Source organism: Mycobacterium sp. E2989 (genome assembly GCF_001667595.1).
GTDB lineage: Bacteria > Actinomycetota > Actinomycetes > Mycobacteriales > Mycobacteriaceae > Mycobacterium.
This window is the reverse complement of the sequence record NZ_LZJX01000070.1, coordinates 20,466-40,456: the sequence shown is the minus strand read 5'-3', so window position 1 is coordinate 40,456 and position 19,991 is coordinate 20,466. Positions and strand designations below refer to the sequence as shown.

General features: G+C 68.9%; 17 protein-coding genes and 1 pseudogene. 13 read left to right on the top strand and 5 right to left on the bottom strand.

What is annotated here, in order from left to right:
* A pseudogene (locus A5680_RS25210) lies at positions 1 to 235 on the top strand (alpha/beta hydrolase); the annotation flags it as partial.
* A gap of 32 nt (positions 236 to 267) precedes the next feature.
* Positions 268 to 1,599 (top strand): wax ester/triacylglycerol synthase family O-acyltransferase, encoded by a 1,332-nt coding sequence (locus A5680_RS12765; protein WP_067819820.1) that lies wholly within the window; start codon positions 268 to 270, stop codon positions 1,597 to 1,599.
* A gap of 60 nt (positions 1,600 to 1,659) precedes the next feature.
* Here the strand turns inward: A5680_RS12765 and A5680_RS12760 are convergent, their stop codons facing one another.
* The 4 genes from A5680_RS12760 to A5680_RS12745 form a co-directional block, all read right to left on the bottom strand.
* Positions 1,660 to 2,505: a DUF559 domain-containing protein gene (locus A5680_RS12760; RefSeq protein ID WP_067819817.1), complete on the bottom strand. Its 846-nt coding sequence runs from the start codon at positions 2,503 to 2,505 to the stop codon at positions 1,660 to 1,662.
* 126 nt (positions 2,506 to 2,631) lie between these two features.
* Positions 2,632 to 3,903: an alpha/beta hydrolase gene (locus tag A5680_RS12755; protein WP_067819815.1), complete on the bottom strand. Its 1,272-nt coding sequence runs from the start codon at positions 3,901 to 3,903 to the stop codon at positions 2,632 to 2,634.
* Entirely contained in the window at positions 3,903 to 5,489 is a 1,587-nt protein-coding gene (gene fadD12 / locus A5680_RS12750) for an acyl-CoA ligase FadD12 (RefSeq protein ID WP_231977621.1), read from the bottom strand. The genes A5680_RS12755 and fadD12 overlap by 1 nt, the downstream gene beginning before the upstream one ends.
* Positions 5,490 to 5,549: 60 nt before the next feature.
* Entirely contained in the window at positions 5,550 to 6,290 is a 741-nt protein-coding gene (locus A5680_RS12745) for a lysophospholipid acyltransferase family protein (protein ID WP_231633875.1), read from the bottom strand.
* 369 nt (positions 6,291 to 6,659) lie between these two features.
* Here A5680_RS12745 and A5680_RS12740 point away from each other — a divergent pair, with 369 nt between their 5' ends.
* The 11 genes from A5680_RS12740 (at position 6,660) to A5680_RS12690 (ending at position 19,568) form a co-directional block, all read left to right on the top strand.
* A complete protein-coding gene (locus A5680_RS12740; RefSeq protein WP_231964985.1) occupies positions 6,660 to 7,013 on the top strand; it encodes a hypothetical protein in 354 nt (117 codons plus the stop codon).
* 151 nt (positions 7,014 to 7,164) lie between these two features.
* Positions 7,165 to 8,937, top strand: a complete 1,773-nt coding sequence (locus A5680_RS12735) for a DUF3556 domain-containing protein (RefSeq protein WP_067819807.1) — start codon at positions 7,165 to 7,167, stop codon at positions 8,935 to 8,937.
* A complete protein-coding gene (locus tag A5680_RS12730) occupies positions 8,934 to 10,361 on the top strand; it encodes an NAD(P)/FAD-dependent oxidoreductase (RefSeq protein WP_067819805.1) in 1,428 nt (475 codons plus the stop codon). The genes A5680_RS12735 and A5680_RS12730 overlap by 4 nt, the downstream gene beginning before the upstream one ends.
* A 112-nt stretch (positions 10,362 to 10,473) precedes the next feature.
* Positions 10,474 to 11,493, top strand: coding sequence for a type I glyceraldehyde-3-phosphate dehydrogenase (gene gap / locus A5680_RS12725; protein WP_055403470.1), 1,020 nt, complete (start codon positions 10,474 to 10,476; stop codon positions 11,491 to 11,493).
* Positions 11,494 to 11,495: 2 nt separating this feature from the next.
* Positions 11,496 to 12,734 (top strand): phosphoglycerate kinase, encoded by a 1,239-nt coding sequence (gene pgk, locus A5680_RS12720; protein WP_067819803.1) that lies wholly within the window; start codon positions 11,496 to 11,498, stop codon positions 12,732 to 12,734.
* Entirely contained in the window at positions 12,731 to 13,516 is a 786-nt protein-coding gene (gene tpiA / locus A5680_RS12715) for a triose-phosphate isomerase (protein WP_067819801.1), read from the top strand. The genes pgk and tpiA overlap by 4 nt, the downstream gene beginning before the upstream one ends.
* 74 nt (positions 13,517 to 13,590) lie before the next feature.
* Positions 13,591 to 14,157, top strand: a complete 567-nt coding sequence (locus tag A5680_RS12710) for a PadR family transcriptional regulator (RefSeq protein WP_067819799.1) — start codon at positions 13,591 to 13,593, stop codon at positions 14,155 to 14,157.
* Positions 14,154 to 15,602: an MFS transporter gene (locus tag A5680_RS12705; RefSeq protein WP_231977620.1), complete on the top strand. Its 1,449-nt coding sequence runs from the start codon at positions 14,154 to 14,156 to the stop codon at positions 15,600 to 15,602. The genes A5680_RS12710 and A5680_RS12705 overlap by 4 nt, the downstream gene beginning before the upstream one ends.
* Positions 15,603 to 15,652: 50 nt before the next feature.
* Positions 15,653 to 15,886 (top strand): preprotein translocase subunit SecG, encoded by a 234-nt coding sequence (gene secG, locus A5680_RS12700; RefSeq protein WP_040624202.1) that lies wholly within the window; start codon positions 15,653 to 15,655, stop codon positions 15,884 to 15,886.
* Between the two features lie 45 nt (positions 15,887 to 15,931).
* Positions 15,932 to 18,739, top strand: a complete 2,808-nt coding sequence (gene ppc, locus A5680_RS12695) for a phosphoenolpyruvate carboxylase (protein ID WP_067819796.1) — start codon at positions 15,932 to 15,934, stop codon at positions 18,737 to 18,739.
* 16 nt (positions 18,740 to 18,755) lie between these two features.
* The gene (locus A5680_RS12690; RefSeq protein ID WP_067819793.1) at positions 18,756 to 19,568 is read left to right on the top strand and encodes a DUF1206 domain-containing protein; all 813 of its coding nucleotides are present in this window, start codon (positions 18,756 to 18,758) and stop codon (positions 19,566 to 19,568) included.
* A 3-nt stretch (positions 19,569 to 19,571) separates the two neighbouring features.
* Here the strand turns inward: A5680_RS12690 and A5680_RS12685 are convergent, their stop codons facing one another.
* Positions 19,572 to 19,970, bottom strand: a complete 399-nt coding sequence (locus A5680_RS12685; protein WP_055403476.1) for a hypothetical protein — start codon at positions 19,968 to 19,970, stop codon at positions 19,572 to 19,574.
* Between the last annotated feature and the right edge of the window lie 21 nt (positions 19,971 to 19,991).

The following is a 19,991-nucleotide window of genomic DNA, read 5'->3' as shown; positions in this document are numbered from 1 at the left end:
GCGCTACGTCGAGAAGACCAACGTGGTGTCCTACGGGCCCAACGGCCGCGCCAACCTCGCCGACATCTGGCGCCGCCGCGACCTGCCGCGCGACGCCAAGGCCCCGGTGCTGCTGCAGGTGCCGGGCGGCGCCTGGATGATCGGGATGCGGCGGCCGCAGGCCTACCCCCTGATGAGCCACCTGGCCGCGCGCGGCTGGGTGTGTGTCTCGAACGGCTTTCGAGTGTTGATGCGGCGTTTTGGTCGGCCGAGACTTCGGGCTGGCACATGCATGTGGGCGCGCTGGCGATTTGCGACCCGAAGGACGCGTCGGAGTACAGCTTCGAGCGGCTCCGCGAACTGATCATCGAGCGGCTGCCGGAGTTGCCGCAGTTGCGGTGGCGGGTCACCGGGGCGCCGCTGGGTTTGGACCGGCCGTGGTTCGTCGAAGACGAGGAGCTGGACGTCGACTTCCACATCCGGCACATCGCCGTCCCGGCGCCGGGCGGCCGCCGCGAGCTCGAGGAGCTGGTCGGCCGGTTGATGTCCTACAAGCTGGACCGCGCCCGGCCGCTGTGGGAGATGTGGGTGATCGAGGGCGTCGAGGGCGGCCGCGTCGCGTCGCTGACCAAGATGCACCACGCGATCGTCGACGGCGTCTCCGGCGCCGGCCTGGGTGAAATCCTGTTGGACGTCACGCCGGAACCGCGGCCGCCGCAACACGAAACGGTGGGATCGCTGGTGGGATCGAAGATTCCGGGCATCGAACGGCGGGCGGTGGGCGCGCTCATCAACGTCGGCGTCAAGACGCCCTTCCGCATCGCCCGGCTGGTGGAGCAGACCGTGCGCCAGCAGATCGCCGCGCTGGGTGTGAGCAGCGGCCGGCCGCCGCGCTACTTCGAGGCGCCCAAGACCCGGTTCAACGCCCCCGTGTCACCGCACCGGCGAATCACCGGCTGCCGCGTCGAACTCGCGCGGGCCAAGGCCGTCAAGGACGCCTATGGCGTCAAGCTCAACGACGTCGTGCTGGCGCTGGTGGCCGGCGCCGCGAGCGAGTACCTGCAGAAGCGCGGCGAGTTGCCCGCCAAACCACTCATCGCCCAGATTCCCGTCTCCACCCGCACCGACGACAACAAGGACGACGTCGGCAATCAGGTGAGCTCGATGACCGTGTCCCTGGCCACCGACGTCGAGGATCCCGCCGAGCGGCTGCGCGCGATCCATGAAAGCACCCAGAACGCCAAGCTGATGGCCAAAGCCTTATCGGCGCACCAGATCATGGGGCTGACCGAGACGACACCGCCCGGGCTGCTGGGGCTGGCCGCGCGCGCCTACACGGCCAGTGGGCTGTCGCGAAACCTGGCCCCCATCAACCTGGTTGTCTCCAATGTGCCGGGCCCGCCGTTCCCGTTGTTCATGGCGGGCGCGCGGCTGGATTCGCTGGTGCCGCTCGGGCCGCCCGTCATGGACGTCGCCCTGAACATCACCTGCTTCTCCTACACCGACTATCTGGACTTCGGCTTCGTCACGACGCCCGAGGTGGCCAACGACATCGACGATATGGCCGACCGCATCGAGCCGGCGCTCACCGAATTGGAGAAGGCCGCCACGCGGGAGTGAGGGGCTCTCTCTCCTGCCGCGAGCGCCACGCTGGCGTGACCGCCGCAAGCGAGCGTCACGCTAGCGTGCGGCTCGCCGGGCCAAGGCGGCTCTTACCCGGCTGACGATGTCGGCCGGGCGATCGCCGACGACCACTCGAACGACGATCCAGCCCAGACGTTCGAGCGTTTCGCGCCGCCTGATGTCCCACGTGTATTGCCAGCGATCCCGACGATGTTGCTCACCGTCGTACTCGGCGGCGACTTTGACATCCTCCCAACCCATGTCGAGGTAGTACGTTTGCTGGCCGAACTCGTCACTGACCGGAATCTGCGTTCGTGGCCGGGGCAGCCCCGCGCGGATCAGCAACAGCCGCAACCACGTCTCCTTGGGCGACTGCGCGCCGGCGTCCGCGAGACTGATCGCGTTACGCGCCGACTGAATGCCGCGTCGGCCCGGATACCGTTCGGCCAGCATCTGAAGCTCGGCCACCTTGCAGTCGGTCGCGCGAAGCAGGTCGTCGATCACGGCCACCGCATCGTTCATCGGGTGCCAGCATCCCAGGTCGGCAGCCGTCCGGGCCGGCGTCGTCACGGGAACGCCGTCGATGAGCGTGATTTCGTCGTCTTCTAGCCGGTCACTATGAATCCGCAATCCCGGCAACGGGTTTCTGTTGCTATGGAGGATCTCCAGCGGTGCCGTGGGGTCTACCCACACGGCACCATGAACAGCGGCAGCCGACAGCCCCGCGATAATGCCTCGCCGGCGCGACCACAGCCATGCTGCGCGGGCTCGAATCAGCGGAGTGAGCTCTGCGCCGGGATCGACATACACATCGCGAAACAACTTCGTGTAGTGCGTCCGCAACGCGCTCTTGATGAGTTCTCCGTGTGCGACCGCCTCACTGCCGATGAATGGTTCCGCCATAGCGGCAGCGTCGCACACACCCTGACGAACGTCAGGTCAGTGCGTCCCGACTATCCACACCCTGCCACGCCAGCGTGACGCTCGCGTCCCAGAGCCACGCTGGCGTGACGCTCGGCGCGACAGGCCTTAGTCGCGCTCGGGCGGGTTGGTCGCGTACACCCAGGACAGGAAGCGCGCGACGGCCTCCGCCGACCGATGCGCGCGGGGCGAGCTGAAGATGTCGAAAGCGTGTTGTGCGCTGGGCAATTCGGCGTAGGCGACCGGGGATTTCGAGACCGCGCGCAGTTCCTCGATGAACTCCTGGGCCTCGCCGACGGGGATGAGCGAATCGTCGCTGCCGTGCAACACGAAGAAGGGCGGCGCGTCGGCGTGTAGCCGCCGGATCGGTGACGCGTCGACGTAGACGTCGCGGTGAGAGTCGAATGGCCGCTTGACGACGAACTTTTCGAGCAGCGAGACGAACTCGGGCCGGCCCTCGCCCTCGGTGGAGAACCAGTCGTAGCGGCCGTAGATCGGGACCGCGGCCACCACCGACGTGTCGGCTTCTTCGAAGCCCGGCTGGAACTTCGGGTCGTTCGGGGTCAGCGCCGCCAGCGCGCACAGGTGCCCGCCCGCGGAGCCGCCGGTGACCGCGACGAAGTCGGGGTCACCGCCGTAGTCGGCGATGTTCTCCTTGACCCACGCCAGCGCCCGTTTGACGTCGACGATGTGATCGGGCCAGGTGTGCCGAGGGGAGACCCGATAGCCGATCGAGACACACACCCAGCCGCGCGCGGCCAGGTGGCTCATCAGGGGGTAGGCCTGCGGCCGCCGCATCCCGATCATCCAGGCGCCGCCCGGCACCTGCAGCAGCACCGGGGCCTTGGCGTCGCGCGGCAGGTCGCGGCGGCGCCAGATGTCGGCGAGGTTGGCGCGGCCGTTGGGCCCGTAGGACACCACGTTGGTCTTCTCGACGTAGCGCCGGCGCGCCACGGTGTTGCCCAGCGGCAGGCTGCGCCGCCCGCTGCGCGTGGGCTTGGTGTGCGGCAGCTTGCCCAGCGCCTCGGAGTAGTCGTGTCCGAGCTGCTCGCGCAGCCCCGCCTCCAGCACCGGCCCGGGGGTGGTGACGGCGCGGTAACGGATCACCCCCAGGATCGCCCACGACGCGGCGGTCAGCGCCAGCGCCGCCTTGCCGCGCCGCCCCTCGAAATGGCCGCGCCGCCAGCGCCGCAGCGCGTCCACCAGCGAGACGGAGAAGTAGACGCCCGGCACCTCCGAGGTCGGCCAGCCGAACCAGAAGACCAGGACGGTGCTGTAGCCCTTGCGGGCCAGCGGCCGTAATCCGTTGGCGGCGTTGGCCAATTCCAGGGCGGCTCGCGCCAGCGGCCGGGGACGCCGCAGTTGCGAAAGGCGGCGCATCAGCCGGTGACCCGGGATTGCAGATCGCTGCGCACGATCTTTCCGGTGCTGCTGCGCGGAAGCTCGTCGAGGATGGCGATTTCGCGGGGGACCTTGTAGTTGGCCAGGTTGTCCCGGACGTGTTGCTTGAGCGTCTCGACCGTGGCCTGGGCGCCCGGGCTCAGCACCACGAACGCCGCAAGGCGCTGGCCGTACTGCTCGTCGTCGACGCCGATCACCGCGGCCTCGGCCACGTCGTCGTGCGCCGCCAGCGTCTTCTCCACCTCGATCGGGTAGACGTTCTCACCGCCGGACACGATCATCTCGTCGTCGCGGCCTACCACGAACAACCGGCCGGCGTCGTCCAGGTAGCCCACGTCGCCCGAGGACATGAACCCGGCGTGGAAATCTTTCGTGGTGCCCGACGTGTAACCCTCGAACTGGGTGTCGTTGCGGACGTAGATGGTGCCGACCTCACCGGTGGGCAATTCGTTGAAACCCGCATCCAGAATCCGGATTTCGGTCCCGCCCGCCGGCCGGCCCGCGGTGTCGGGCGCCGCCCGCAGGTCCGCCGGGGTGGCGGTGGCGATCATGCCGGCCTCGGTGGCGTTGTAGTTGTTGTAGATCACGTCGCCGAATTCGTCCATGAACGCGGTGACGACGTCGGGGCGCATGCGCGAGCCGGATGCCGCCGCGAATCGCAATGTCTTGCAGCTGTACCGCTTGCGCACCTCGGGCGGCAACTCCATGATGCGGTCGAACATCACCGGCACCACCGCCAGGCCGGTCGCCCGGTGCCGGTCGATGAGGTCCAGCGTCGCCTCCGGATCGAACTTGCGCCGGGTGACCACGGTGCACGCCATCGACGCCGCGAAGATCAACTGCGAGAAACCCCAGGCGTGGAACATCGGCGCCACGACCACGACCGTCTCCTCGGCCCGCCACGGCGTGCGGTCCAGGATGGCCTTGAGCGTGCCGATGCCCGCGTTGCCGCCAGTTTGGTTGGCGCCCTTGGGCGTTCCGGTGGTGCCGGAGGTCAGCAGGATCATCCTGCCCTTGCGCCCGGTGCGCTCGGGCTGCTGGCCGCTGTGCGCGCCGATCAGCCGCTCGACGGTGAGCTCGTGCTGCCCTGGGGGCCCCTCCCGCTCGCGGGGGACGGTCCAGGCCACGATGCGGGTGGCCTCGGGTTTGTCGGCCAGCGCGCGGTCCAAGGTCTCGGTGAACTCCTCGTCGTAGATGACGGCGTCCACACCCTCGCGGTTGACGACTTCGGCGAGCGCCGGCCCGGCGAATGACGTGTTGAGCAACACCACGTCGGACCCGATCCGGTTGGTGGCCACCACCGCCTCGACGAAGCCGCGGTGGTTGCGGCACATGATCCCGACGACCCGGGGCCGGCCGGCGGGCAGTTTCTGCAGCGCCGCGGCGAGCGCGTTGATCCGCTCGTCCAGCTGGCGCCAGGTCAGCGTGCCCAGTTCGTCGATCAGGCCGGGCCGGTCGGGGCAGCGTTGCGCCGCACTGGCGAAGCCGACGGTCATCCCCATGCCCTCGCGGCGCATGGCCGCGGCGATCTTCAGGTAGCGGTCGGGCCGCATCGGCGCGATCATGCCCGCGCGCCGCAGGGTGGTGATGACGCCGAAGGCTTGATTCAAGGGAGAAGCCACGGCTCAGCCCAGGATCGGGAAGCGTCGCTTGGCGGCCAGGTCCTTGAGGGCCTGCTGCATCACCGATCGGACATGCTCGTCGACCTCGTCGACGTCCGGGTCGTCGCCGAATTGCGCGGCGATGTCGATCGGTTTCAGCACCTGCGTGACGATCTTGGTGGGCAGCGGCAGGTTGGGCGGAATCACGGCGCTGAACCCGAAGGGGAAGCCGAACGATAGCGGCAGGATGGCGCTGCGCAGCAGGCGCTTCACCCCCAGCCGCTCGGCCAGCCAGGTCCCGCGCGACAGGTAGAGCTGCGTCTCCTGCCCGCCGATGGACACCGCGGGCACGATGGGGACGCCGGCCTCGATCGCCGTCCTGACGTATCCCTTGCGGCCGTCGAAGTCGATGACGTTCTCCGACAGCGTCGGCCGGTACGCGTCGTAGTCACCGCCGGGAAAGACGATCACCACCCCGCCGGACCGCAGGGCCTGGGCCGCGTTCTCCCGGTTCGCCCGGATGTACCCGGTGCGTCGGAAGAAGTCTCCGGTGGGGCCGGTCATGAGGATGTCGTGGCTCAGCGTGTACACGGGCCGGTCGTAGCCGAATTTCTCGTAGAAGTGCACGGTGAAGATCGGGACGTCCATCGGGAACATGCCGCCGGAGTGATTGCCGACGACCAGCGCCCCGCCGGGCGGGAACGAATCCAGGCCGTGCACCTCGGACCGGAAGTAGACCTTCAGCGCCGGGCGCATCACGCCCATCAGGCGCTGGGTCAGGACGGGGTCGAATTTGCCGATGTCGCCGCCGTCGCGGTGATCGTTTTCGGTCACGTTCCTCCCTTGACGCTCCCGCGAGGCCGCTCGAGGTTTGAAGGCCGCGCCGAGTTTGATGGTAGCGAGCGCTGCGCGGCCGCCGTCATGGTGCTTATTTCTTTCCGCGTCCATCGATCGCGTCCATTGATATGGTGTCGCCCCGGTCCGGGCGCTATTGTTACGACGCCCTCAGTGAGATATCGAGAAGCGGGGAACCCGATGGACGCTGCCGGTTTGTCCCCCGAACTAAGCGCCCGATCGGGCCCCGCACGCAAAATCACGCCTCGTGACCGGCGCGCTCGCCGGCTGCACGCCAGCGTGGTCCGGTCCGAACCGGCCCAGACGAGCCAGCCGCCCGCGCCGGCGGGCGACGTCGACCCGGCCGGCGCGGACGCGGCGGATCAGCGCCAGGCGGACTACTTCATCCGGCTGCTCTCCCAGAATCGCCGGCTCATCGAACAGCGGATCGACGACTATCAGAAGGCGATCGCGTCCGCGCAAGTCGCCGGTGACGCCGATGCCGTCTGCAACCTTCGGCGCATGGCGCGAATCGAGGAACAGGATCGGGACAATCTCGACGCGATGCTGGAGAACCTGCGCCGCCGATTCGCCCGCCGGGCCCCCGGCGAGCCGCCCGCCCATTCCGCGCGGCGGCGCCCCACGGCTCGCTAGCCGAGCCCTCGTATTCGCCTGAAACACAACGGTTTTCGTCGCCAATACCACCGGCGGGGAGCCGGGTGGCGCGGAATCGGTGACACTGGATCGCGGTGCCGATACATTTGAGGGTCGAACTGGTTTCTCCCGACACCGAACGAGGCCGCCCATGGGATTCATGACCCCGGAGCTTCCCGACGTCGATCGCAAGGCCTGGCCCACTCTGCCGCGGGCCACCCGGCTGCAGGTCGTGACGCGGCACTGGGCGGAACACGGCTTCGGGACACCGTATGCCGTGTATCTGCTGTACCTGATCAAGATCGCCCTGTACATCGCCGTCGCCGCTGCGATCATCTCGCTGACCCCGGGCCTCGGCGGGCTCGGCCGCATCGCCGACTGGTGGACACAGCCGATCGTCTACCAGAAGGTCATCGTCTACACGCTGATGTTCGAGGTGCTGGGCCTGGGTTGTGGGTCCGGCCCGCTGACCGGACGGTTCATGCCGCCCATCGGCGGGATCTTGTACTGGTTGCGGCCCAACACGATTCGGCTGCCGGCGTGGCCGACAAAGGTGCCGTTCACGGCCGGTGACAACCGCACCGTCGTCGACGTCGCGCTGTACGCAATCGTTTTGGCCGGCGGGGTGTGGGCGCTGCTGTCGCCCGGCCACGGCGGGCCGGTCACCGCGGCCGGTGACGTTGGCCTGATCGACCCCGTTCGCGTCATCCCGACGATCGTCGCGCTGGCCGTACTGGGCCTGCGCGACAAGACCATTTTCTTGGCCGCGCGCGGCGAGCACTACTGGCTCAAGCTGTTTGTGTTCTTCTTCCCGTTCACCGATCAGATCGCGGCATACAAGCTCATCATGCTGTTGTTGTGGTGGGGCGCCGCAACATCCAAGCTGAACCACCACTTCCCGTACGTGGTGTCGGTGATGACGAGCAACAACGCGCTGTTGCGGCCCAAACTGTTCAACCCGCTCAAGCACATGCTGTACCGCGACCACATCAACGATCTGCGTCCCACCTGGTTGCCGAAGATGATGGCCCACGTCGGCGGCACCACAGCCGAATTCGTGGTTCCGACCGTGCTGGTCTTCTTCGCCGGCGATCACCCGTGGCGGTGGTTCCTGATCGGATTCATGGTCATCTTCCACCTCAACATCATTTCCAACCTCCCGATGGGAGTTCCGTTGGAGTGGAACGTTTTTTTCATCTTCTCGCTGTTCTATCTGTTCGGGCACTACGCCTCGATCCGGGCCACCGACCTGCGTTCGCCGCTGCTGTGGGCCCTCGTCATCGCCGCGGCGGCATTCGTGATCGTGGGAAACATGTTCCCTGAGAAGATTTCATTCCTCCCGGCGATGAGGTATTACGCCGGCAACTGGGCCTCCAGCGTGTGGTGCTTCCGCGCCGGCGCCGAGGAAAAGATCGACGCCGAGATCGTCAAGAGCTCCGCCCTCGTCGTCAACCAGCTGGCCCGGCTTTACGACCCCGAGACCGCGGAGATCATGGCGGACAAGACCGCGGCGTTCCGGGCCATGCACGTGCACGGCCGCGCGCTCAACGCCCTGGTGCCTCGCGCCTTGGGCGGAGAGGCCGAGGAGGCCAATTACAAGATCCGCGAGGGCGAGATCGTCGCCGGGCCGCTCGTCGGCTGGAACTTCGGCGAGGGCCACCTGCACAACGAGCAGCTGCTCGAAGCCGTGCAGCGCCGCTGCCACTTCTCCGACGGCGACGTGCGGGTGATCGTCCTCGAGGGACAGCCGATCCACATCCGGAAACAGTGGTACCGCATCTTCGACGCCAAGGCTGGACTGATCGAGGAAGGCTATGTCAACGTCGACGACATGCTCACCCGGCAGCCGTGGCCGGAGCCCGGAGACGAGTTGCCCGTGCATGTGATCGCTCGCGGCGACCCGACGCGGCGCAGCGCGCGATGACCCGTGCGGTGGTCGTCGGCGCCGGCCCCAACGGCCTGGCCGCGGCGATCCAGCTCGCCCGCCACGGCGTCGACGTTCAGGTGCTCGAGGCGCGCGACACCGTCGGTGGGGGAGCCCGCTCCGGCGAACTGACGCTGCCCGGCGTCATCCACGACCACTGCTCGGCGTTTCACCCGCTGGGCGTGGGCTCGCCGTTGTGGAAGGAGATCGACCTGCAGCGCCACGGGCTGCGGTGGAACTGGCCGGAGGTCGACTGCGCGCACCCGCTCGACGACGGAAGCGCCGGCGTGCTCTACCGGTCGATCGACGAGACGGTGGCCCGCATGGGCCCCGACGCCGCCCGCTGGCGGCGGGCGATCGGGGACCTGGCGGCGGGGTTCGACGAGCTGGCCGAGGACCTGCTCGGCCCCGTGCTGGGCATCCCGCGCCACCCGATTCGCCTGGCCGCCTTCGGGCCCCGGGCGCTGCTGCCGGCCACCACGATGGCCCGCTGGTTTCGCACCGAGCCGGTCCGCGCGTTGTTCGGCGGCGCCGCCGCGCACGTCTACACGCGGCTGGACCGCCCGCTCACCGCGTCCCTCGGGCTGATGATCCTGGCCAGCGGGCACCGCTACGGCTGGCCCGTCGCGCAAGGCGGGTCCGGGTCCATCAGCCAGGCGCTGGCCGCCGCGCTGAAGGAGCACGGCGGCTCGGTGGCCACCGGGGTGACGGTCACCAGCCGCAAAGACATCCCGGACGCGGACATCGTCATGCTCGACCTCAGCCCGGCCGCCGCGCTCGCCCTCTACGGCGACGCGATGCCGGGCCGGATCCGGCGGTCGTACGGGCGCTACCGCGAGGGCTCGTCGGCGTTCAAGGTCGACTTCGCGATCGAGGGCGACATCCCGTGGACGAACCCCGACTGCGCGCGGGCCGGCACCGTGCACCTCGGCGGCACCTTCGCCGAGATGGCCGACACCGAACGCCAACGCGCGCAGGGCAAGATGGTCGACCGGCCCTTCGTGCTCCTCGGCCAGCAATACCTGGCCGACCCGTCGCGCTCGGCGGGCAACGTCAACCCGATCTGGGCGTACGCGCACGTGCCGTTCGGCTACGACGGCGACGCCACCACCGCCGTCGTCGGGCAGATCGAGCGGTTCGCGCCCGGCTTCTCCGAGCGCGTGCTGGCGACGGTCAGCAAGTCGACCGCGGAACTGCAGGCGTACAACGCCAACTTCATCGGCGGTGACATCATCGGCGGCGCCAACGACGGGCTGCAGGTCATCTTCCGCCCGCGCATCGCCGTCGACCCCTACGTGACCGGCGTCCCGGGCGTCTACCTGTGTTCCCAGTCGACGCCGCCGGGGGCCGGCATCCACGGGCTGTGCGGCTACCACGCCGCCGAGTCGGCGCTGAAGTGGCTGAAGAAACCGCGCCGCGGCTGACGTCACATTCGCCGCGGGAACCGGGGCGGCGACCGTGCATGTTACTCATCTAGGCTGACGGCGAGCGCGTAATCAGCGGACTCTAGAGACATCACAAGACAGGGAGAGACAAGTGACGGTCCGAGTAGGCATCAACGGCTTCGGTCGAATCGGGCGGAACTTCTACCGGGCCTTACTGGCTCAACAGGAGCAGGGCACCGCTGATATCGAGGTGATCGCGGTCAACGACCTCACCGACAACGCCAGCCTGGCGCACCTGCTGAAATTCGACTCCATCCTGGGCCGCCTGCCGTATGACGTCAGCCTCGAAGGTGACGACACCATCGTCGTGGGCAGCAAGAAGATCAAGGCGCTCGAGGTGAAGGAAGGCCCGGCGGCGCTGCCCTGGGGTGACCTCGGGGTCGACGTCGTCGTCGAGTCCACCGGCATCTTCACCAACGCGGCAAAGGCCAGGGGCCACCTGGACGCCGGCGCCAAGAAGGTGATCATCTCCGCGCCCGCCACCGACGAGGACATCACCATCGTGCTCGGCGTCAACGACGACAAGTACGACGGCAGCCAGAACATCATCTCCAACGCGTCGTGCACCACGAACTGCCTGGCGCCGGTCACCCGGGTGCTCCAGGACGAGTTCGGCATCGTCAAGGGGCTGATGACCACGATCCACGCCTACACCCAGGACCAGAACCTGCAGGACGGCCCGCACAAGGACCTGCGTCGCGCCCGCGCGGCCGCGCTGAACATCGTGCCGACCTCCACCGGCGCCGCCAAGGCGATCGGGCTGGTGATGCCCGAGCTGAAGGGCAAGCTCGACGGTTACGCGTTGCGGGTGCCGATCCCCACCGGTTCGGTCACCGACCTGACCGTCGAACTGGCCAAGTCGGCCAGCGCCGACGAGATCAACGCGGCGTTCAAGGCCGCCGCCGAGGGCCGGCTGAAGGGCATCCTGAAGTACTACGACGCGCCGATCGTCTCCAGCGACATCGTCACCGATCCACACAGCTCGATCTTCGACTCCGGGCTGACCAAGGTGATCGACAACCAGGCCAAGGTGGTGTCCTGGTACGACAACGAGTGGGGCTACTCCAACCGCCTCATCGACCTCGTCGCGCTGGTCGGCAAGTCGCTGTAGTCGTGGGCATTCCGAACCTGAAAGACCTTCTCGCCGAAGGCGTCTCGGGTCGCGGCGTGTTGGTGCGCTCCGACCTGAACGTGCCGCTCGACGAGGAGGGCGCCATCACCGACCCGGGCCGGATCGCCGCGTCGGTGCCGACGCTGCAGGCGCTCGTCGACGCCGGCGCCAAGGTCGTGGTCGCCGCGCACCTCGGTCGCCCGAAGGGTGGCCCCGACCCGAAGCTGTCGCTGGCGCCGGTCGCCGCCGCGCTCGGCGAACACCTCGGCCGGCACGTGCAGCTGGCCGGCGATGTAGTCGGCGGCGACGCGCTGGCCCGGGCCGAGGGGCTGACGGACGGCGACGTGCTGCTGCTGGAGAACATCCGCTTCGATCCGCGCGAGACCAGCAAGGACGACGAGGAGCGGCTCGCGCTCGCCCGCGAGCTCGCCGAATTGGTCTCGCCCGGAGGCGCTTTCGTCTCCGACGGCTTCGGGGTGGTGCACCGCAAGCAGGCCTCGGTGTACGACGTCGCCACGCTGCTGCCGCACTACGCCGGCACCCTGGTGGCCGAGGAGATCGCGGTGTTGGAGCAGCTGACCAGCTCCACCGAGCGGCCGTACGCCGTCGTGCTCGGCGGGTCGAAGGTGTCGGACAAGCTCGGCGTCATCGAATCGTTGGCGACCAAGGCCGACAGCATCGTGATCGGCGGCGGCATGTGCTTCACATTCCTTGCCGCACAAGGCTTTTCGGTGGGGAAGTCGCTGCTCGAAGAAGAGATGGTGGACACCTGCCGCCGGCTGCTGGACACCTACGTCGACGTGCTGCGGCTGCCCAGGGACGTCGTGGTGGCCGAGCGGTTCGCCGCGGACTCGCCGCCGCAGACGGTGGCCGCCGACGCCATCGGTGACGACGTGATCGGGCTGGACATCGGGCCGGAATCGGTGAAGCGCTTCGCGGCCCTGCTGTCCAACGCCCGCACCGTCTTCTGGAACGGCCCCATGGGCGTGTTCGAGTTCCCGGCGTTCGCCACGGGCACCCGGGGCGTCGCCGAGGCCATCGCCGCGGCCACCGGCAAGGGCGCGTTCAGCGTGGTGGGCGGCGGCGACTCCGCCGCCGCGGTGCGCGCCCTGGGCATCCCGGAGGCCGACTTCTCGCACATCTCCACCGGCGGCGGCGCGTCGCTGGAATACCTGGAGGGCAAGACGCTGCCGGGCATCGAGGTGCTCGGGGAGCCGCAACCAAGTGGAGGGGACGCGTGAGCCGCAAGCCGCTGATCGCCGGCAACTGGAAGATGAACCTCAACCACTTCGAGGCGATCGCGCTGGTGCAGAAGATCGCGTTCGCGCTGCCGGACAAGTACTACGACAAGGTCGACGTCACCGTCCTGCCGCCCTTCACGGACCTGCGCAGCGTGCAGACCCTGGTCGACGGCGACAAGCTGCGGCTGACCTACGGCGGCCAGGACCTGTCCCCGCACGACTCGGGCGCCTACACCGGTGACATCAGCGGGGCCTTTCTGGCCAAGCTCGGTTGCAGCTTCGTCGTGGTCGGCCACTCCGAGCGGCGCACCTATCACAACGAGGACGACGCGCTGGTGGCCGCGAAGGCCGCCGCGGCGCTCAAGCACGAGCTGACCCCGATCGTGTGCATCGGCGAGCACCTCGAGACTCGCGAGGCGGGCGAACACGTCAGTTACTGCGAAAACCAGCTGCGCGGCTCGCTGGCCGGGCTGTCGGCCGAGCAGATCGCCGACGTGGTGATCGCCTACGAGCCGGTGTGGGCGATCGGCACGGGCCGGGTGGCCAGCTCCGCCGACGCGCAGGAGGTGTGTGCGGCGATCCGCAAAGAGTTGGCGTCCCTCGCGTCGCCAAAGATCGCCGAAAGCGTCCGGGTGCTCTACGGCGGTTCGATGAACGCCAAGAACGTCGGCGATCTCGTCGCTCAGGAGGACATCGACGGCGGCCTGGTCGGGGGCGCCTCGCTGGACGGCGAGCAGTTCGCGACGCTGGCAGCGATCGCCGCCGGTGGGCCCCTGCCATAGGCCCGGCCGGCCGAACCCTGCTCAGTTTGCATTGGCTCTGGACTACGGGCGAGTACTCGTGCGAGAGTAGTTGCGTGTCATCGATACGTATCTTCATCCTGGCGGGTCTCGAGGAGCGCGGCCCGATGCATGGACACCAGCTCCGCCTGCTTGCCGAGGAAGAGCACGTGGCCCTCTGGACGGACATCACCGTGGGCGCCCTGTACGGGGCGATCAAGCGACTGGCCGCCGAGGACCTCATCGAGGAGGTTCGCATCGAGCGGTCCGGCGCGTATCCGCAACGGCAGATCTGGGCCATCACCGATGCCGGCCGCGAGGCGCTGGGCGGTCTGCGGCTGCGCGCGCTGCGCGAGATCGTCATCAAACCGGACCCGTTCGACCTGGCGATCACCCGGTTGCAGCCCGACCACCTCGGTGACCTGCCGGCGACCATCGCGGCCCGGATCACGTCGCTGAACGCCATGCTCACCGAGTGGGAAGCCCATGCCGCCGCGATCGACCGCTACCTCACCGTGGCCGAGAAGCTGGTCATGAAGCACCGGGCCGACCGGCTGCGCGCCGAAATCGGTTGGCATGAAGAGCTTTCCGAGGCGCTCCCGACGATAGTCACCGGCCGGCGCGCGGGAGGTGAGCAGTCGTGACGACCTCGATGCCGAAAACCATTGGTGCCGAACGCCGCAACTGGTTCGCCCTGGCGGTGCTGCTGGTGGGCGCGTTCATGGCATTGCTGGATACCACCATCGTCAACGTCGCACTGCCGGCCATCCGCACCGGCCTTGCGGCGTCGAACGCCACGCTGTCATGGATAGTTTCGGGCTATGCGCTGGCTTTCGGGTTGGCTCTGATACCCGCTGGCAGGGTGGGTGACCGGTTCGGCCACAAATGGGTCTTCGTCGTGGGCCTGTCGTTGTTCACCGCGGCGAGCCTGGCCTGCGGACTTGCGCACGGCGAGACTCCGCTCGTCTGTGCGCGGGCCGTTCAGGGACTCGGCGGTGGCATCTTCTTCACGTCGGTCACCGCGTTGATCCAGCTGATGTTCACCGACCGCAAACGGGCGCGGGCCCTGGCGATCACGGGGTCGACCATCGGTTTCTCCGTGGCGCTGGGCCCGCTGGTCGGGGGGCTGATCATCCAGGCGTTCGGGCCGGACCCGGGGTGGCGATTGGTGTTCGACGTCAACGTGCCGCTGGGCGTGCTCGCGGTCGTCGCCGCGGCCGTCCTCCTGCCGGTGGGAAGCGACCGCGCGGCGACGTCGGCGGACTGGGCCGGCCTGATCCTGCTGTCCGCGGCGCTGGTCGCGTTGCTGGTCCCGTTGATCCAGGGACAGCAAGACGGCTGGCCGCTGTGGACGTACGCCTCGATGGCCGGCGCCGCGGCGTTGCTCGCGGTGTTCGCCCGGTGGGAGCGCCACGTCGAGGCGAGTGGGGGCAATCCGCTGGTGCCGCCGCGACTGTTCGCGCACGCGTCCTTCACCGGCGGCGTGCTGCTCGCGCTGGTGTACTTCGCGGCGTTCACGAGCATCTTCTTCACCATCGCGCTGTTGTGGCAGGCGGGGCTCGGCCACACCGCGCTGCAATCCGGTCTGGTGGTGACGCCGTTCGCCGTCGGGCTGGTGGGCGGCGCCTCACAAAGCGACACCCTGGCGGCACGCTTCGGCCGGACCGTGCTGGTGGCCGGGCTGGGGATGGTGGCCGTCGGCATCACCGCGATCTGGGTGGTGCTCGCCGTCACGCCGTGCACCGCGTACAGCGGTTGGCAACTGGCCGCCCCGCTCCTGGTCGCCGGCGTGGGCAGCGGCTTGTTCATCGCGCCCAACGTCGACTTCATCGTCGCCACGGTCGACGCGGAAGATGCCGGCGCGGCCAGCGGTGTGATCGGCACCGCGCAGCGGATCGGCAGCGCGATCGGGATCGCGATCATCGGCACCGTGCTGTTCGGCACGCTGCACGTCGACCGGCCCGGTCCGGCGGCGCTGGCGGCGGCCTTCGCGCACAGCGCGACGCAGGCGATGGCCGCCAGCGCCGGCCTCGGCGTCGCGGCCTTCGCGCTGGTCTTCGCGCTGCCGCGGCGGACCTGGGGCCGCTAGCCGGGCGTCGGTTACGGCCGGTGGCGCGCCAACCGGTAGGCTTTCACGTCATGGAGTTGGCCCTGCAGATCACCCTCGTGGTCACCAGCGTGCTGGTGGTCCTGCTGGTGCTGCTGCACCGCGCCAAGGGTGGCGGCCTGTCGACGCTGTTCGGTGGCGGTGTGCAGTCCAGCCTCTCCGGCTCGACGGTGGTGGAGAAGAACCTGGACCGGTTGACGCTGTTCATCACCGGCATCTGGCTGGTCTCCATCATCGGGGTGGCCCTGCTGATCAAGTACCGGTGACCCGTCGGCGGGCGGACCACGTGATCCGCACCGATACTGGGTTTCATGGTTGACGTTTCCGACATCGCGCTGGAACCGATCGGCGCCGTGCAGCGGACGCTGGTCGGTCGCGAGGCGACCGAGCCGATGCGCGCAGACATCCGGCTGTTGGGCGCCATCCTCGGCGACACCGTCCGCGAGCAGAACGGCGACGAGGTCTTCGATCTCGTGGAACGCGCCCGGGTCGAATCGTTTCGGGTGCGCCGCTCGGAGATCGACCGCGCCGAGCTGGCGCGCATGTTCGACGGCATCGACATTCACCGGGCGATCCCGGTCATCCGCGCGTTCAGCCACTTCGCGTTGCTGGCCAACGTGGCCGAGGACATCCACCGGGAGCGCCGCCGCGCCATCCACGTCTCCGCCGGCGAGCCGCCCCAGGACAGCAGCCTGGCCGCGACCTACGCGAAACTCGATGGCGCCGAACTCGATTCGGCCACCGTGGCCGAGGCGCTGCGCGGCGCGCTGATCTCCCCGGTGATCACCGCGCATCCCACCGAAACCCGGCGGCGCACCGTCTTCGTCACCCAGCACCGGATCACCAGTCTGATGCGGTTGCACGCCGAAGGGCACACCGAAACCGACGACGGGCGCAACATCGAGCGCGAACTGCGCCGCCAGGTGCTCACGCTGTGGCAGACCGCGCTGATCCGGTTGTCCCGGCTGCAGATCACCGACGAGATCGAGGTGGGGCTGCGGTACTACCCCGCCGCGTTCTTCCAGGTCATCCCGCAGGTCAACGCCGAGGTCCGCGACGCGTTGCGGGCGCGCTGGCCCGAAACCGACCTGCTCGCCACGCCGATCGTCGCGCCCGGTTCCTGGATCGGCGGCGACCGCGACGGCAACCCGAACGTGACGGGCGACGTGGTGCGCCAGGCCACCGGCAGCGCCGCGTTCACCGCACTGTCGCACTACCTGGCCGAGCTCACCGCCCTCGAGCAGGATCTGTCGATGTCGGCGCGCCTCGTCCCGGTCACTCCCGGGCTGGCCGAACTGGCGGAGGGTTGCCAGGAGAAGGTCCGCGCCGACGAGCCCTACCGGCGGGCGGTGCGGGTGATCCGCGCCCGGCTCACCGCCACGGCCGCCGAGATCCTGGACCGCCAACCGCAGCACGAGCTCGACCTCGGCCTGCCACCGTATTCCGCCCCGGGCGAGCTGCAGGCGGATCTGGACACCATCGACTCCTCGCTGCGCGCCCACGGCAGCGCGCTGCTGGCCGACGACCGGCTGGCCCTGCTGCGAGAAGGCGTGAGCGTCTTCGGCTTTCACCTGTCCGGGCTCGACATGCGACAGAACTCCGACGTCCACGAGGAGGTGGTGGGGGAGTTGCTGGCGTGGGCCGGAGTGCATCCGGACTACGCCTCGCTGCCCGAGGACGAGCGCGTCGCGCTGCTGGCGGGTGAACTGGGCACCCGCCGCCCGCTGGTCGGTGACCGCGCGCAACTGTCCGAACTGGCCCGCAAGGAGCTCGAGGTCGTCGACGCCGCGGCCTACGCCGTCGGGCGCTACGGCCCGGCCGCCGTCCCGAACTACGTCATCTCCATGTGCCGCTCGGTGTCGGATGTCCTGGAGGTGGCGATCCTGCTGAAAGAGGGCGGGCTGCTTGATGCCTCCGGGGCGGAACCGTATTGCCCGGTGGCCATCTCGCCGCTGTTCGAGACGATCGACGATCTGCACAACGGCGCGGCGATCCTGCGGGCGATGCTGGACCTGCCGCTGTACCGGGCGGTCGTCGACGCGCAGGGCGGGCGTCAGGAGGTGATGCTGGGCTACTCCGACTCGAACAAGGACGGCGGTTACCTGGCCTCCAGCTGGGCGGTCTACCGCGCCGAGCTGTCCCTGGTCGAGGTGGCCCGCACGGCCGGAATTCGGTTGCGGCTCTTCCACGGTCGCGGCGGCACCGTCGGCCGCGGCGGCGGGCCGAGTTATCAAGCGATCCTGGCCCAGCCGCCGGGCGCGGTGAACGGCTCGCTGCGGCTCACCGAGCAGGGCGAGGTGATCGCCGCCAAGTACGCCGAACCGCAATCGGCGCGGCGCAACCTGGAGAGCCTGGTCGCCGCCACGCTGGAGTCGACGCTGCTCGACGTCGAGGGGCTGGGCGATGCCGCGGAGCCCGCCTATGCGGTGCTCGACGAGGTGGCCACCCTGGCGCAGCGGGCCTACGCCGAATTGGTGCATGAGACACCGGGTTTCGTCGACTATTTCATGGCCTCCACGCCGGTCAGCGAGATCGGTTCGCTCAACATCGGCAGCCGCCCGACGTCGCGCAAGCCGACGTCGTCGATCTCGGACCTGCGGGCCATCCCCTGGGTGCTGGCCTGGAGCCAGTCCCGGGTCATGCTGCCCGGCTGGTACGGCACCGGGACGGCGTTCGAGCGGTGGATCGGGGCGGGCCCGGAAAGCGAAGACGAGCGGGTGGCGATCCTGCACGACCTGTACGAGCGCTGGCCGTTCTTTCGCAGCGTGCTGTCCAACATGGCGCAGGTGCTGGCCAAGAGCGACCTCGGGCTGGCGGCCCGGTACGCGCAGCTGGTTTCCGACGAGGAGCTGCGCGACCGGGTGTTCGACAAGATCGTCGACGAGCACCGGCGGACCATCGCGATGCACAAGCTCATCACCGGTCAGGACGACCTGCTCGCCGACAACCCCGCGCTGGCGCGGTCGGTGTTCAACCGCTTCCCCTACCTCGAGCCGCTGAACCACCTGCAGGTGGAGTTGTTGCGCCGCTACCGCTCCGGCGACGACGACGAGTTGGTGCAGCGCGGCATCCTGTTGACGATGAACGGGTTGGCCAGCGCGTTACGGAACAGCGGGTGATGGGCATCCGTAAGCCATGTCGGACGGCGCCTCACCGCTCACCGCGGCCGAGTTGGCGCAGAACGGCGTCTTCGAACGGCTCGCCCGCGTCGGGTACGTGGTCAACGGCGTCCTGCACCTGATCGTCGGCTATCTCGCGATCCGGGTTGCGTGCGGCGACGGCGGCACCGCCGATCAGACCGGCGCCCTGGCGACGTTGGCGGCCAAACCGGGTGGGCCGTTGGCGCTCTGGATCGCCACCGCCGCCCTTTTGGCGATGGGCCTGTGGCGGCTCGTCGAAACGGTCCTCGGCCGATCGAGCGACCGCAAGACGGAGGGCGCGTCGTCGGACGCGTCCTCGCGGGCGAAGGCCCTCGGACTGGCGGCGGTTTACCTCGCGTTCGCGTACTCGGCGTTCGGCTTCGCCCGGGGCGCGGGAAGGCCCGCGGATCAACAGAATTCGAGCATCAGCGCCCGGCTGATGGGAACGACCGCCGGCACGCTGGCGCTCGTCGCTGCCGGCGCGATCATCGTCGTGGTCGGCTGCTACCACATCCACAAGGGCGCCAGCCGCAACTTCGTCGACGACCTGCGGGGCAAGTCGGGCGACTTCGTGCGACGGCTCGGCGTGGCCGGCTACATCGGCAAGGGCATCGTGATCACCCTGACGGGCGCGCTGGTGATCGTCGCCGCCTGCCGCTCGGAGCCGAAGAAGGCCACGGGGCTCGACGGCGCGCTGAAGACGCTTGGGGCCCAACACTTCGGGGCGGCGCTGCTGATCGCCGCCGGGGTGGGGATCATCACCTACGGGCTGTACAGCTTCGTGATGGCCCGGTCGACCAAGATGTAGGCGCTATTCCACCGCGCGGTTGCGCAGCCGGTCCACCACGCCGCGCACCGCGTGCTCGGTCATGGACAGCGGCGTCATCATCACCTCGCCGACCTTCACCATGTCGTCGATGCGCCCGACGATCGTCTCCACCGGTTCGACCAGGACGATGAGTCGCCGTGCCAGGTCGTCCAGGCTGGACAGGGTGCCGTCCAGGTGATCCAGGCCGCTCTCCATGCGCTCGACCGTGGCGTTCAGGTTGGACAGGGAGGTGTTCAGCTCTTTCATGGTTCTGCTGAGGCCGTCCAGGACGTCTTCGACCTGCTCCACCGTCTTGTCGGCGTTCAACGCAGCCTGGGTGAGGGTCTTGATCCGGCTTCGCTCTTGCCCACCGCGCACGGTTCTGTCTGCCATGACCGCCATTATTACCCGGACCTACCGGGT

Bases quoted from the DNA above. Each gene is read 5' to 3' on its own strand.
- A5680_RS12765 (WP_067819820.1), top strand. From the start codon at position 268: ATGCATGTGGGCGCGCTGGCGATTTGCGACCCGAAGGACGCGTCGGAG.
- A5680_RS12760 (WP_067819817.1), bottom strand. From the start codon at position 2,505: ATGGCGGAACCATTCATCGGCAGTGAGGCGGTCGCACACGGAGAACTC.
- A5680_RS12755 (WP_067819815.1), bottom strand. From the start codon at position 3,903: ATGCGCCGCCTTTCGCAACTGCGGCGTCCCCGGCCGCTGGCGCGAGCC.
- fadD12 (WP_231977621.1), bottom strand. From the start codon at position 5,489: ATGATCGCGCCGATGCGGCCCGACCGCTACCTGAAGATCGCCGCGGCC.
- A5680_RS12745 (WP_231633875.1), bottom strand. From the start codon at position 6,290: ATGGGCGTGATGCGCCCGGCGCTGAAGGTCTACTTCCGGTCCGAGGTG.
- A5680_RS12735 (WP_067819807.1), top strand. From the start codon at position 7,165: ATGGGATTCATGACCCCGGAGCTTCCCGACGTCGATCGCAAGGCCTGG.
- A5680_RS12730 (WP_067819805.1), top strand. From the start codon at position 8,934: ATGACCCGTGCGGTGGTCGTCGGCGCCGGCCCCAACGGCCTGGCCGCG.
- secG (WP_040624202.1), top strand. From the start codon at position 15,653: ATGGAGTTGGCCCTGCAGATCACCCTCGTGGTCACCAGCGTGCTGGTG.
- ppc (WP_067819796.1), top strand. From the start codon at position 15,932: ATGGTTGACGTTTCCGACATCGCGCTGGAACCGATCGGCGCCGTGCAG.
- A5680_RS12690 (WP_067819793.1), top strand. From the start codon at position 18,756: ATGTCGGACGGCGCCTCACCGCTCACCGCGGCCGAGTTGGCGCAGAAC.
- A5680_RS12685 (WP_055403476.1), bottom strand. From the start codon at position 19,970: ATGGCGGTCATGGCAGACAGAACCGTGCGCGGTGGGCAAGAGCGAAGC.